Annotated in this window: 15 protein-coding genes; 4 read left to right on the top strand and 11 right to left on the bottom strand. The window is 65.6% G+C overall.

Features of this window, described 5'->3' with window-relative positions; translation table 11 throughout:
* Positions 1-76: 76 nt before the first annotated feature.
* The 3 genes from AC0SZ7_RS05615 to AC0SZ7_RS05625 form a co-directional block, all read right to left on the bottom strand.
* Positions 77-352, bottom strand: coding sequence for a DUF3077 domain-containing protein (locus AC0SZ7_RS05615; RefSeq protein WP_475503439.1), 276 nt, complete (start codon positions 350-352; stop codon positions 77-79).
* A 446-nt stretch (positions 353-798) separates the two neighbouring features.
* Entirely contained in the window at positions 799-1158 is a 360-nt protein-coding gene (locus AC0SZ7_RS05620) for a DUF427 domain-containing protein (RefSeq protein WP_475503440.1), read from the bottom strand.
* A gap of 52 nt (positions 1159-1210) precedes the next feature.
* The gene (locus AC0SZ7_RS05625) at positions 1211-1627 is read right to left on the bottom strand and encodes a winged helix-turn-helix transcriptional regulator (protein ID WP_416423718.1); all 417 of its coding nucleotides are present in this window, start codon (positions 1625-1627) and stop codon (positions 1211-1213) included.
* A 136-nt stretch (positions 1628-1763) separates the two neighbouring features.
* Here AC0SZ7_RS05625 and AC0SZ7_RS05630 point away from each other — a divergent pair, with 136 nt between their 5' ends.
* Together AC0SZ7_RS05630 and AC0SZ7_RS05635 are read left to right on the top strand one after the other, a co-directional pair.
* Entirely contained in the window at positions 1764-3365 is a 1602-nt protein-coding gene (locus AC0SZ7_RS05630) for a phytoene desaturase family protein (protein WP_475503441.1), read from the top strand.
* Positions 3365-3607, top strand: a complete 243-nt coding sequence (locus AC0SZ7_RS05635; protein ID WP_475503442.1) for a hypothetical protein — start codon at positions 3365-3367, stop codon at positions 3605-3607. The genes AC0SZ7_RS05630 and AC0SZ7_RS05635 overlap by 1 nt, the downstream gene beginning before the upstream one ends.
* Before the next feature lie 83 nt (positions 3608-3690).
* Here the strand turns inward: AC0SZ7_RS05635 and AC0SZ7_RS05640 are convergent, their stop codons facing one another.
* Positions 3691-4668: an aldo/keto reductase gene (locus AC0SZ7_RS05640; RefSeq protein ID WP_475503443.1), complete on the bottom strand. Its 978-nt coding sequence runs from the start codon at positions 4666-4668 to the stop codon at positions 3691-3693.
* A gap of 100 nt (positions 4669-4768) precedes the next feature.
* Between AC0SZ7_RS05640 and AC0SZ7_RS05645 the strand changes: the two genes are divergently transcribed.
* Positions 4769-5665, top strand: coding sequence for a LysR family transcriptional regulator (locus tag AC0SZ7_RS05645; protein ID WP_475503444.1), 897 nt, complete (start codon positions 4769-4771; stop codon positions 5663-5665).
* A gap of 33 nt (positions 5666-5698) precedes the next feature.
* Positions 5699-6544 (top strand): NAD-dependent protein deacetylase, encoded by an 846-nt coding sequence (locus AC0SZ7_RS05650; protein WP_475503445.1) that lies wholly within the window; start codon positions 5699-5701, stop codon positions 6542-6544.
* A 37-nt stretch (positions 6545-6581) separates the two neighbouring features.
* Here AC0SZ7_RS05650 and AC0SZ7_RS05655 read toward each other — a convergent pair whose 3' ends face one another.
* The 7 genes from AC0SZ7_RS05655 to AC0SZ7_RS05685 all read right to left on the bottom strand — a co-directional run bounded on the left by AC0SZ7_RS05655 (position 6582) and on the right by AC0SZ7_RS05685 (position 13309).
* Entirely contained in the window at positions 6582-7502 is a 921-nt protein-coding gene (locus tag AC0SZ7_RS05655) for a GlxA family transcriptional regulator (RefSeq protein WP_475503783.1), read from the bottom strand.
* 116 nt (positions 7503-7618) lie between these two features.
* Entirely contained in the window at positions 7619-8617 is a 999-nt protein-coding gene (locus AC0SZ7_RS05660) for a 4-hydroxyproline epimerase (RefSeq protein ID WP_475503446.1), read from the bottom strand.
* A 10-nt stretch (positions 8618-8627) separates the two neighbouring features.
* Entirely contained in the window at positions 8628-9479 is an 852-nt protein-coding gene (locus AC0SZ7_RS05665) for an ABC transporter permease (protein WP_475503447.1), read from the bottom strand.
* Positions 9476-10339 carry an ABC transporter permease gene (locus tag AC0SZ7_RS05670; protein ID WP_475503448.1) on the bottom strand — a complete coding sequence of 288 codons (864 nt, stop codon included), beginning with the start codon at positions 10337-10339 and terminating at the stop codon, positions 9476-9478. Before AC0SZ7_RS05670 ends, AC0SZ7_RS05665 begins: the two co-directional genes overlap by 4 nt.
* Positions 10336-11454 (bottom strand): quaternary amine ABC transporter ATP-binding protein, encoded by a 1119-nt coding sequence (locus AC0SZ7_RS05675; RefSeq protein ID WP_475503449.1) that lies wholly within the window; start codon positions 11452-11454, stop codon positions 10336-10338. Before AC0SZ7_RS05675 ends, AC0SZ7_RS05670 begins: the two co-directional genes overlap by 4 nt.
* A gap of 81 nt (positions 11455-11535) precedes the next feature.
* A complete protein-coding gene (locus AC0SZ7_RS05680) occupies positions 11536-12384 on the bottom strand; it encodes a glycine betaine ABC transporter substrate-binding protein (RefSeq protein ID WP_475503450.1) in 849 nt (282 codons plus the stop codon).
* A 211-nt stretch (positions 12385-12595) separates the two neighbouring features.
* Positions 12596-13309 (bottom strand): FCD domain-containing protein, encoded by a 714-nt coding sequence (locus AC0SZ7_RS05685; RefSeq protein WP_473006254.1) that lies wholly within the window; start codon positions 13307-13309, stop codon positions 12596-12598.
* Between the last annotated feature and the right edge of the window lie 173 nt (positions 13310-13482).

Genomic DNA, 13482 nt, shown 5'->3' on the forward strand with positions numbered 1-13482 from the left:
GGTGCCCGGCCGGCGGGGCCGGCGCGGCGGGTGCTCGGGGGTTCGTAGCAGCGGCCGCAAGGCCGCGTCACGGCAGTCAGGCGCGGGGCTGCACTGCCACCGCATCCACCAGCGCCTTGGCGCTTTCCACCAGGTGCAGCACCGCCCACAGCAGGCCGGAATGGCCAAGGCCGATGTCGGTCAGTTCGTAGGTGGTTTCGTAGGCGCCCTTGAGCAGCAGCGAGGCGTGGGCCAGGGCGTCTTCGGCCCGGGCGCCTTCGGGAATGCAGAACAGCGGCTGGTCGTCGCTGTCGCTGATGCCGAAGGGGTGGTTGTGGGTGATGCGCGGGGTATCGGGGGTCAGGTCGTCCATTTCTTGCGTTCCTTAATTCATGTGGCCCCACCCCTGCCGCTGCTAAACGGACGGAGGGTGGCGGCTGTACGCGGGTTAGCAGACCGAGGAATCAAGGAACGAACCCGGCGCATCCGAAGATGCCCCACGCACAGCTGCCATAAAGGCGGGCCAGCGAACACACGCGGTGCGTCAGCTGGCCGTGAACCGGCGCTTGATCCAAGATTCATTGCAGGTCTGCTAAAACCCGACCACTGCAGTGGCAGCGGCGAACGGAGGGTAATGGCAGCCCCGGAACCAGAACAAGCGCGAAATCCGCGCGGGGTATTATTTCAGAAGCGTCCTACAAAAGCCCACGGCATAGCCGCCAAATCCTGACCATTACCCCCGTAGCAGCGGCCGCAGGCCGCGTCACCGGCGCCACCCGTTCTGCTGGCACGCCGCTGGACGCAGCCTGGCGGCAGCTGCTACGGGGTTGTGGTGAACGTTACGCGGTCGGGGTAGAAGGCCACGTAGCCCTCGATACCGGCCACCGCGGGATAGGGTTTTTCATAACTCCACACCGCGTTCTCGCTGCCCTGCTCCCCCGCCACCAGGCTGAAATAACTGGCCTGGCCCTTGTACGGGCAATAACTGGAATGCGCCGTGCGCTGGAAGTGCTTGGCGACGATATCCGTACGCGGTACGTAATACACCGGCGGGTAATGCGCCTCCTTGAGCGCCAGCGCGCGCGAGGTGCGGGCGATGGTGGTGCCGTGGAACTGCACTTCCAGCGTGCCGCCCAGCGGGCTGACGGTGATGGGATGGTCGGCGGATGGCTGTTTCATGAGGTGCCTCGACGCAAAATGATCCAACCACAAGCGTAGCCGTTGCCGCGCGTCAGGCCTGATCGTACGCCACCCGCGCCGCCTCGATCGTCGGCGCCTGCTGCTCCAGCCAGCCCACCAACCCTTCCAGCCGCGCCACCAGCTCCATCCCCAGCGGCGTCAGGCGGTACTCCACCTGCGGCGGAATGGTCGGGATCACGGTGCGCTGCAGCATGCCGTCGCGCTCCAGCGCGCGCAGTTTCAGGGTGAGTATGCGCTGGGACAGCTCGCTGTCGGCCATGGCGTTGACCTCGCGCTGCAGCTCGGTGAAACGCAGCATGCCGTGGCGCAGTATCAGCAACAGCAGCGGGCTCCAGCGGTCGCCCAGGCGCGCCAGGGTTTCGCGGATGGGGCCCTGGGGGTCGTTGCCGTTGTGCTGCACGCGGGCGCGCAGTTGGTCCAGGGCCTGCCGTTGGGCGTCGTCGTTCACGGGGTATTCCTTGTTATTGGCAGGGGGGGTACGCACATTCAGGTAACCCACCCACATAAAAGTGCGATCTTCCGCGCGCTGCACGCCTGCTCCATCATCGCCGCCACAGCCAATGAGCTGACTGACAAGAACAACAATGACGCGGAAGGTCCACATGAATCACTACGATGTCGTCGCCATCGGCGGCGGGCACAACGGGCTGGTGGCCGCGGCCTACCTGGCCAAGGCCGGCAAGAAGGTCCTGGTGCTGGAGCGCAAGGACTACGTGGGCGGTGGCGTGTCGACGCGCCAGCTTAACACGCCCGGTTTCTGGCATGACGAGCACTCAAGCGTGCACATCATGATTCAGGGCAACCCCATGATCACCCAGGACGAGCTGGGCCTGTTCAAGCACTTCGGCCTGAAATACAACTACTCCGACATCCCCCACGCCACGGTCTTCGAAGACGGCAGCGCGCTGATCACCTACCGCGACCTGGACAAGGCCTGCGAGTCGATTGCCAGCGTGTCGCCGCGCGACGCCGAGACCTACCGGCGCCTGGCGCTGAAAGCCATGGGCCTGCTGCCCATGTTCCTCTCGGGCTTCTACTCGCCGCCGCTGCCCATGGGCGCCATGGTGGCCATGCTCGACCAGAGCCTGGAAGGCCGCGAGCTGTTCGACGCCATGCAGCGCAGCACCCTGGACATCATCGACCACCTGTTCGAGCACGATAAGGTCAAGATCCACCTGCTGCGGGTGATTGCCGAGAACCTGCAGATGCCTGACGAACTGGGCACCGGCATGGGCGTGTACGCCTTCGTCGGTATCATGCACAGCCACGGCGTGTCGCAGCCGGTGGGCGGCAGCGGCAAGCTGTCGGAGGCGCTGGCGCGCTGCATCGAACACTACGGCGGCGAAATTCGGGTCAACAGCGAGGTGCGCAAGGTGATCGTCAGCGACGGCCGCGCCGCCGGCGTGGAGCTGAGCGATGGCGAACGCATACTGGCCCGCGACGCGGTGATAGGCGCGCTGCACCCGCACGTCATCAGCCGCTTCGTCGAGGGCCTGGACGCCGGCGTGGTGCAACGCGCCGAACGCGCCAGCCTGGCGCCGTTCAGCCTGTTCGTCAGCCATTACGACTTGCACAACAAGGCCCAATTCCACGCGGGCCCCGACGTCGGCCGGGCGACCATGCTGACCATGATGAGCAGCGACCGCTTGAGTGACATGCTCGACGACTTCGACGAGCTGCGCCGCGGCCGCGTGTCCAGGCGCAGGCTGGTGGCCGGCGGCGACGAAAGCATCAACGACCCCACCCGCGTGCCCGCCGGCAAGGGCATGTTCCACGGCATGACCTTCGCCCCCTACAACCTGGCCGAAGGCGGCGCCGCGCGCTGGGACGAGTACAAGGAAGAGTTCGGCGACCTGAGCCTTGCGGCCTACCGCAAGTTCGTGAAGAACCTGACGCCCGACAACATCATTGCCCGCACCGTGTGCTCGCCGCTGGACCTTGAGCGCAGCTCGCCCAATTCCATGGTCAAGGGCGACGTGCACGGCGTGGCGCCCTACTTCTACCAGAACTTCGCCCACCGCCCCACGCCCGACCTGGGCCGCCTGAGCGTGCCGGGGCTGGACAACCTGTACCTGGTGGGGCCGTTCATGCACCCCGGCGGCGGTGTGTTCGGCGCGGGGCGTGGCACGGCCATCAAGATGTTCGATGACCTGGGCATGGATTTCGAGCGAGTGACGAGGAACTGATGATGAAGATTTTTGGCAGCGATAACAGTGAGCTGATGGCCGTAAGCACCATCGAACGCAGCGGCAACGAGCTGGTGTTGAAGGGCAAGATTTTCGGCGCCATGCCGATGATCGCCAAGGTACGCCCCGAGGAAGCGCGGGCGGCGTTGAAGTTGCTGGATTTCAGGACGGTGATGTTTTTGTTGAGCCTGTTGTTCCGGCCGACGGTGAAAGTGAAGAAGCCACACCGCAACCTCCCGTAGCAGCGGCCGCAGGCCGCGTCCAAGGCCCCTGCGCTGTGGGGGCAAGACGCAGCCTGCGGCAGCTGCTACGGGTTTGGGGGGGATTAGACTAACCGCTGGCCCTGCACGGATGCCGCCAGCGCATCCAGGCTGGCCAATGCCTGGGCATCCAGGCGCAGGGTCAGCGCCGCCAGGTTTTCCTGCAACCGCACCCGGCGCCGGGTGCCTGGAATGGGCACCACGGTCAGCCCATGCACCTGCGCCCGCTGGTGCACCCAGGCCAGCGCCACCTGCGCCGCCGTCACCCCCAACTGCCCGGCCAAGGCCGTGACCTGCGCCGCCAGCTGGCGGTTGTGCTCACCGGCCGCGCCGCCAAACTGCGGCAGCAAGCCACGAATATCACCCTCGGCGCCGCTCAGCCCAGCGCCGGTCAACATGCCCCGGCCCAACGGCGCGTAAGGTACGAAGGCAATGCCCAGCTCCGCGGCCATGGGCACCACCTCGGCTTCTACGTCGCGGGCGAACAACGACCATTCGCTTTGCACCGCGGTGATGGGGTGAATGCTGTGGGCCTCCTGCAGCTCCTCAGCCGTCACCTCGCTCAATCCCAGGTAACGCACCTTGCCGGCAGTGACCAGTTCGGCCATGGCGCCCACCGACTCTGCCAGCGGCACGTCCTTGACCCGGCGGTGCATGTAGTACAGGTCCAGGGTCTCGATGTTCAGCCGGCGCAAGGTGGCGTCGATGGCGCTGCGAATGTACTCGGGGCGGTTGTCGAGGGTGAAATTCAGGCCCTCGCCGGGTGTGCGCACGAAGCCGAACTTGCTGGCGATCAGCACGTCGGCGCGGCGCGCGCGGATGGCCGGGCCGATAAAGCGTTCGTTGTCGCCGCTGCCGTACATGTCGGCGGTGTCGATCAGGCTGACGCCACGGTCCAGCGCCAGGTTCAGGGTGGCCAGCGACTCGTCGCGGTCGCTGGCGCCATAGAACTCGCTCATGCCCATGCAGCCCAGGCCCTGCACGCCCACCAGCGGGCCGTGGGCACCCAGGCGGGTGGTGGCGATCGGGTCGTGTCCGTTCATTGCGTGGTGTCCTTTCTGTCAGTGAGCCGCCATGGTAAAAGCGCTATCATCATGCGACTAGACAGCATAATCGGCATGGCCTTGTGAGCAGGATGCAGCAATGAAACGTGATGAACTGAACGACCTGGCAGCTTTCGTCGCGGTGGCTGACGAGCAAAGTTTCACCCGCGCCGCCGGGCGCCTGGGTATGTCGCCGTCGGCCCTGAGCCACGCCATTCGTGGCCTGGAAAGCCGCCTGGGGCTGCGCCTGCTGACCCGTACCACACGCAGCGTGGCGCCCACCGAGGCCGGCGAGCGGCTGCTGAAAACCCTGCGCCCGTCGTTCGCCGCCATCGCCACCGAACTGGGCGCCCTGGGCGAGCTGCGCGCCACCCCGGCCGGCAGTGTGCGCATCACCACCGTGCACCAGGCGGCCGTGTCGATCCTGGGCCCCGCCCTGCCCGCCTTCCTGGCCCGGTACCCGGACATCCGCGTGGAAATCAACGTGGATGAGCGTTTCACCGACATCGTCGAGCAGCGCTTCGACGCCGGTATCCGCTTTGGCGAGTCGGTGGAGAAAGACATGGTGGCGGTGCGCATCGGCCCCGACCTGCGCGGCGCGGTGGTGGCCTCCCCCGCCTACCTGGCGGCCCATGGCACGCCGAAAACGCCGCAGGCGCTGACGGCGCACCGTTGCATCAACTACCGCCTGGCCAGCAGCCAGGCCCTGTACCAATGGGAGTTCGCGCACAAGGGCCGGCCGCTGCGGGTCAAGGTGGATGGCCCGCTGGTGTTCAACGACAACGGCCTGGTGGTGCAGGCTGCAGTGGATGGCCTGGGCATCGCCTGCGCCCTGGAAGAACAGGTGGGCCAGCACCTGGCCAGCGGCAAGCTGGTGCGCCTGTTGCAAGCCTGGTGCCCACTGTTCCCAGGCTTCTACCTGTACTACCCCGGCCACCGCCAGACGCCGCCGGCACTGGCGGCGCTGGTGGAGGCCTTGCGCTACCGCGCGGCATAAGCGCTATGCTGGTTTCTTTTGCGGAGCCTGCCCATGAGTGACTTCCACACCCTGTGCACGCTGATGGCCGCGCAGCCCTTCGTGGTGCTGACCGGCGCAGGCATCAGCACGCCCTCGGGCATTCCCGACTACCGCGACCGCGAGGGCGTGCGCCGCGGCCGCGCGCCGATGATGTACCAGGAATTCCTCAGCGGCGCCGCCCTGCGCCAGCGCTACTGGGCGCGGGCCATGCTCGGCTGGCCGAAGGTGCGCCAGGCCCGCGCCAATGTCGCCCACCAGGCGCTGGCCGGGTTGCAGGGGCGCGGGTTGATCAGCGGGCTGATCACCCAGAACGTCGACGGCCTGCACGACCAGGCCGGCAGCACCGGGGTGGTGGAACTGCACGGCAACCTGCACCGGGTGCTGTGCCTGGACTGCGGCCAACGCCAGCAACGCGATGCCGTGCAGGTGGTGATGGAGGCCGAGAACCCCTACCTGGCCGGCGTCGATGCCACCCAGGCGCCAGACGGCGACACCCTGCTGGACCCGCGCTTCGAGGCGCGCTTCAAGGTACCGGTGTGCCCGCATTGCCATGGGCAGCGGCTGAAGCCTGACGTGGTGTTTTTTGGCGAAAACGTGGCCACGCCCACGGCCGAGCGGGCCATGGCCCTGGCCAGCGCGGCGCCTGGGCTGTTGGTGGTGGGCTCGTCGTTGATGGCCTATTCGGCGTTCCGCCTGTGCCGCGCGGTGGCCGAACGCGGCCGGCCGGTGGTGGCGATCAATCTGGGCAAAACCCGCGCCGATGATTTGCTGGCGATGAAGTTGGAAGTGCCTTGTGATGAGTGTTTGCCGCGGTTGGCGGCGGGCCTTGTGGGAGCTGGCTTGCCAGCGAGCCGTTGAGGCCCGAAAAGCTCGCTGGCAAGCCAGCTCCCACAGATCATTTGACGAATCGGGTTTCCTTGGACGGCCGGTAGCCGAAGTAGCCGCTGTAGCAGCGGCTGAAATGGCTGGGCGAGACGAAGCCGCAGGCCACCAGCACTTCCACCATCGACAGCTCGGTGTGCTGCAGCAGGCGCCGCGCCTCGATGATGCGCACTTCCAGGTAATACCGCTGGGCCGTGGTGCCCAGCTGCTCCTTGAACAGCCGCTCGATGTGCCGCCGCGAACGCCCGGCGTACGCCGCCAGCTGGGCGAACTCCAGCGGCTCTTCGAGGTTGGCGTTCATCAGGTCGATGACCTGGCGCAACGCCGGGCTCACCGAGACGTTTTTCGACGGGTTGAGGCGCCGGTAACGCGACTCGCCGAACGCCAGAATATCCTCGATGCCTTCGATCAGTGCCTTGTCGTGCAGGCCCTTGATCCACTCCAGGGTCATCTGGAACGCCCCCGCCGGGCTCGACGCAGTGAGGCGGTCGCGGTCCAGCACAAAGGCCTCGCTGGTGACGTGCGACACCTTGGCAATTTCCGCCAGGGCCGGCCGGTGTTCGGGGTGCACCACGCAACGGTAGCCGTTCAACACCCCGGCACGGCCCAGGAACCAGGCACCGTTCCACAATCCGGCCAGGGTGACCTCACGGCTGGCGGCGGCGGTGATGAACGCGTTCAGCGCAGGGTCCGCCTTGAGTTCGGTACGGTGCCCGCCGCACACCACCAGCAGGTCGAAATCCGCAGGCGTCACGGCGGCCAGCAGCGCGTCGGGGCGAATCACCAGGCCCAGGTCGCTGGTCACCTCTTCGCCCGCAAGGCCCAGTGTGGTGCTGGTGAACAAGCCGGGGCGCAGCAGGTTGGCGGTCACCAGGGTGTCGAGGGCCTGGGTGAAGGCCGGCAGCGAGAAATGCTCCAGCAGCACGAAGCCCACGCGGGTCTGCCGCGCGCTGGCGGCATGGGCTGCGGGGCGTGCCGGTGCTGGGGCCGAGCGGGAAACGGGGGTGGTACGGTGTGAAATCACGTTGTTCTCTTATTGGTGGCTGCCGGTCAAAGCAGTTGAAAGCCGTGGGCCAACGGGTCGCGGTCATCGACGAAAATTGTATTGTGCCCGGTGATCCTTGCCCAGCCTCCAATGCTTGGGGCGATGCCATCGTACGCGCCCACCTTCAGCACCTGCTCTACGCGCCCCTCGAACAGCGTGCCAATCAGGCTTTCGTGCCAGTAGGCGTCGCCGGCCTTGAGCCGGCCCTTGCCCACCAACTGCGCCATGCGCGCCGAGGTGCCGGTACCGCCGGGCGAGCGGTCGATGGCCTTGTCACCGTAGAACACCGCGCAGCGGCCATCGGCCTTGGGGTTGCGCGGGGCGTCGCACCAGATGGCGTGGTGCACGCCGTGGATGTGGCTGTGCAGCGGGTGCACCGGCTGGCACACCTGGGCCAGGGCAGTGCGCAGGCGCCGGCTGAGGCTGACGATGTCGCCGCTGCCCATGCCCTCCAGCCCCGGCCAGTTGGCCTGTGGTTCAACCACTGCGTAGAAGTTGCCGCCATAGGCAATGTCCACCACCAGCCGCCCTGCCCCCGGCACGTCCACTTCCACGTCGGCGGCGTGCAGGTAGCTGGGCACGTTGCGCAGGCGAATCGAATCAACCCCGCCCGGGCCCATCACGTACTCGGCGTCGACCCGCCCGGCCGGCGTCTCGATGGCCAGCCGGCCCGGCTGGCGCGGGGTGATCAAGCCTTCTTCGATGACCACCGTGGCCAGGCCGATGGTGCCGGCGCCGCACATGGGCAGGCAGCCACTGACCTCGATGAACAGCACGGCGAAGTCGCAGTCCTCGCGCACGCTGGGGTAGATGATGGCGCCCGACATCACGTCATGGCCACGCGGCTCGAACATCAACGCAGTGCGCACCCAGTCATGGTCACGCACGAAGATGTCGCGGCGTTCGGCCATGGGCAGCAGCGGCAGCAACGGGCCGCCGCCAGCCACCACGCGCACCGGGTTGCCGCAGGTGTGGGCATCGATACAGAAAAAGCTGTGGCGCATGCTCGACTCCTCAGGCCAGTTGCCGTGGCGAATGGCGCTGCAGCGCGCCCCGGGACAGGCGATCGAGCAACAGCGCCACGGCGACGATGGCCAGGCCGGCGCGCAGCCCCAGGCCCATTTCCATGCGGGTCAGGCCACGTGTCACCTCGGCGCCCAGGCCGCCGGCGCCCACCAGCCCGGCCAGCACCACCATGGCCAGCGACAACAGGATGCACTGGTTCAGCCCCACCAGCAGCGTCGGCGCGGCGGTGGGCAGTTCGATCTTGAAAAGGATGTCGCGTGGCGAGGCGCCGGAAGCCTGGCCCAGCTCCAGCAGGTCCTTGGGCAACTGCTTGAACGCCAGGGTGGTAAGCCGCAGCATCGGCGGAATGCCGTAGACGATGGTGGCGATGATCGCCGGCACGCGGCCCAGGCTGAACAGCATCACCGCCGGAATCAGGTACACCCACGGCGGCACCGTCTGCATGATGTTCAGCAGCGGCGTGATCAGCGTGTCCACGCGCTTCACCCGCGCCGCCAGCACGCCCAGCGGGAAGGCCACGGCCACCGAGATCAGCACCGCCACCGACACCAGGGCGATGGTCTGCATGGACGCCAGCCACAGGCCGCTGAACAGGCAGAACAGCAGCATCAGCCCGGCGAACAGCGCCACCCGGCGGTTGGCGAAATACAGCGCCAGCGCCACGACGATGGCCACCAGCAGCAACGGCGGCGGCGCCAGCAGTGCGCCTTGCACCGCGCCCAAGGTGGCCTCGATGATTTGGCTGATGACCACGAATAGTGGGTGCAGGTGGCTGTTGAGCCAGTCCACCACGGGCGCCAGGTACTCGCCGGGGGAGAAACGCAGATCGGCAATGCTCATTGGCCACCTCCGGCCTTGCTGTGGGCGAAACTCTGCGCCAGGCGGTCGAGAATCATGGTGAGGATAACGATGGCGATGGCGGCGTTGATCGACTTGGCGATGTCCAGCGTGCGCACCGCGCCGTAGATGGATTCACCCAGGCCGCCGGAGCCGACGATGCCGGCGATCACCACCATGCCGAAGGCCATCATCAGGCTCTGGTTGATGCCGGCCATGATGCTGGGCAAGGCGAACGGCAGGCGGATCTTGAAGAACATCTGCGCGGCGGTAACGCCGCTGGCGTCTCCCAGTTCGATGAACTCGCGCGGCGTCATGCGGATGCCCAGGGCGGTCAGGCGCAGCACCGGTGGCACGGCGACGATGAAGGTGGCCAGCAGCGCCGTGGCCGGGCCGTAGCCCAGCAGGGCAATGGCCGGCAGCAGGTAGATGTACGGCGGCAGGGTCTGCACCAGGTCCAGGCACGGGTCCACCAACCGGTCCAGGCGCGGCGCCAGGCCGGCGGCCACCCCCAGGGGAATGCCCACCAGCAGCGCCAGCACCGTGGCGGTGAGTACCAAGGCCAGGGTGCTGACGGTTTCCGGCCACAGGCCGATGAGGTTGCAGCACAACAGCGCAACGAAGGCCAGCAGCGCAAAACGCCGGCCCACCGCACGCCAGCCCAGCAGCGCGATCAGCAGTGCGATCACGTAGAACGGCGGCCAGGCGAGCAGCGCCAGCACCGCCTGGTACAAGCCCCTGAGGGCCGCGTTGGCCAGGTCGAACCAGTCGGCGCCGTGGTCTGCCAACCATTGCAGGCCGGCGTCGACGCTGTCGTCAAAGGGTTGGGCAAAGTTGTATTGGGCAACGCCGGGCAGGTTCATTGCGCACGCTCCACCAGCGCCTCAGGCACGTCCTGGGCGAAGTCGTTGGGCAGGCCCTGCACGCCGCGCAGCAGGTCGCGCGGGGTGATGATGCCCACTACATGGCCCTTGTCGGTGACGGCCAGGGCGTCACGGTCCGAAGTCATGATCAGGCCGATCAGCTCGTTGATGTCGGCGTCGACGGTGGTCTTGCTCAGGCGCGACAGGTCGCTGCCAGGGTGCGCCGCACTGTAGGCGGCCACCGGGGTCATGACCGAATGCGCCTTCACCAGGTGCAGGCGCGAAATGCCGGCGACGAACTCGGCGACGTAGTCATCGGCAGGGTTGAGGACAATGTCCTCGGCGGTGCCGACCTGAATGATCACGCCGTCTTTCATGATGGCGATGCGGTCGCCAATGCGGATCGCCTCGTCGAGGTCGTGGGTGATGAACACCGCCGACTTGCCCAGGTCCTTGGTCAACTGGCGGAACTCGTCCTGCAGCTGGCGGCGGATCAGCGGGTCAAGGGCGCTGAAGGGTTCATCCATGAGGATGATTTCCGGGTCGGCGGTAATCGCCCGGGCCAGGCCCACGCGCTGTTGCATGCCGCCGGACAATTCATTGGGGTAGCGCTGGGCCCAGTCGGTGAGGCCGACCTTGGCCAGCGCGCGCTCGGCCACCTGGTAGCGCTCGGCCTTGCCCACGCCCTGCACTTCCAGGCCGAAGGCGGTGTTTTCCAGCACCGTGCGGTTGGGCAGCAGCGCCACGCTCTGGAACACCATGCCGATGTGGCGGGCACGCACCTGGCGCAGCTGGGTGGGGTTGAGGGTGGAAAGGTCCTGGCCCTTCACCACCACCTTGCCGGCGCTGGGGGTAATCAGTTTGTTCAACAAGCGGATCAGCGTGGATTTGCCACTGCCGGACAGGCCCATGATGCAGAAGATCTCGCCCCGGCGAACCTGCAGGCTGACGTCGGACACCCCGACCACACAGCTGAATTCCTGCAGTATCTGGGTCTTGCCGAGGCCCTTTTCCACCACCGCCTTCATGGCGGCGGGGGCGTTCTGGCCAAAGATTTTCCACAGGGACTGGCAATCGATCAGCACTTCATTGGTGTTTGCGTTGGACATTGTCATTTCGGAACCCGTCGAACCAGTTTTTCGCTGGTTTTTCTAATTAATCCAAGTTCGGCAGTGGCACAGCAGTGTCGAGGCTTATTATTGTTTTACGTTTTCCCAGCGCTTGAGCAGCTCGCCGTGGCTGGCGGTCCAGCCCTGGATGGCCTGCTCCATGGTCTTGCCGTCCTTGACCTCGCCGTTGATGGCGGTGATGTCGGCCACCGGCACGAAGACGCTGGCCATCAACTCACGGGCGTGGGGGTACTCAGCCGAGAAGCCCTTGTGGCCGATCCAGTAGTAGCCTTGTGGCGGCGGGAACACGCCTTTGGGGTCTTTGAGGAATTTGAGGTCGAACTTCTGCGCCATCCACGATGGCTCCCACACGGTGACGGCGATGGGTTCCTTGCGGTCCACGGCGGACTTCAGGGCGGCGGTCATGGCCGCGGTGCTGCCTTCCACCAGTTGCAGCTTGAGGCCGTATTCGCTGACCGCCTTGGTGGCGTCGCTCATCAGGCCCGAACCCGGCTCGATGCCGATGATCTTGCCGCCCAGTTTGTCGGCGTTGTCGTTGAGCTGGTCGAGCGAGTCGATGGGCACGTACTTGGGCACGGCAATGGCCTGGTACAGGCCGTGGGACACCGGCGAGAGTTTTTCCAGGCGGCTCTTGTTCTTGTTCCAGTAGTCATAGGCCGCGTAGTCAATCTGCGACGCCAGTACCTGAATATCACCTTTGCCCAGGGCGGCGTAGGCAATGCCCCACTCCGAGAACTCCACCACTTTCACGGTATAACCGGAGTCTTCCAGCACTTTCTTGGTAATACCGGTAATGGGCGTCAAGTCTTCCCAGGACAGTGTCCCCATGGTGATAGTCTTTTCCTCGGCGTGTACCGGCAACATCACCATCGTTGCCAGGGTTGCCGCGCACAGTGCTTTCCACATCTTCTTCATGACTGACCTCGTAGTACGCAATAAAAAACACAGGGTTGAGTTTGTTAAAGCCACACGCCATCGCTCCGCACATGTTGCGTGCGGCCGTTACTTTAAGTTGCACCTCGAATTTCGCGCAGCCGGCGACCGTACGCCTCTGCGTTGTTTCAATGGTTATATATAAGCCGGCGCGGGCAGTTAACCCAGGCGCCGGTTATTCAACAGCGGCCGTTCACGACCACTTTTCGGAGTTCGAACCGCGGGGTAATTCGCCCAGGCCATTGACATCGAGCCCTTGCGGCGCAATGAATATCTCCATGTTTTCCCGCGACAACTCCCAGTGTTCGAACACCAGGTCCACTACTGCACCTTCATCATGTTTGCCGATGGCCTCGATGAACTGGTCGTGGTGCTCCACCGACAAGTCCAGGCGCCGCTCCATGTCCGGGTCGCGCGGCCGGTAAAAGGTATGGCCGATGCGTGCGTGGTCAATCAGCAGCCGCCCCAGGCTGGGCTCCAGGTACTGGTTGCCGGCCATCTCGCCCATGATCTCGTGAAAGCGATTGTTCTCCAGCACCATGCCCAGCGGGTCTTTGGCCAGCGTGGCCTGGCGGAAGCGGAACTGGGTCTGTTTCAGGTCTTCCAGTTGTTTAGGCCGGAAGTTGTTCACTGCCAAACGGCCAATGGCCGCGTAGATCATGGGCGCCACCAGGAAGAAGTTGCGCAGGGTGGCGTAGTTCATGGCGATTACCCGCGCACCGCGGTTTTCCTGAATGTCGATATAACCCTCGCCTGCCAGGCGGCGGAACACTTCGCGCACCGGGGTTCGGGACAGCCCGTAGCGCTCGCTCAGGCCCACCTCGTCCAGCACCTCGTCGGGGTCCAGTTCCATGGTCAGGATCTGACGCTTCAAGTCGTCGTACAAACTGTTCTTGCCGCTTTTCACAAACGACCTCCAAGGGCTGTTTTCGTCAACAGCGGCCGGCTTATGGAGCCAGACTCGCACGGCGACGGGGATCGGTCAACGGGTTGTATTCACGATGTATACAGCGTGAATACCTGAGATTTTTTTCATTGTCGGGGCCAAAGCCTTGCGGTTCAAGCCTTTGCGCACATGGC

This window comes from Pseudomonas sp. JC1203 (genome assembly GCF_056175065.1).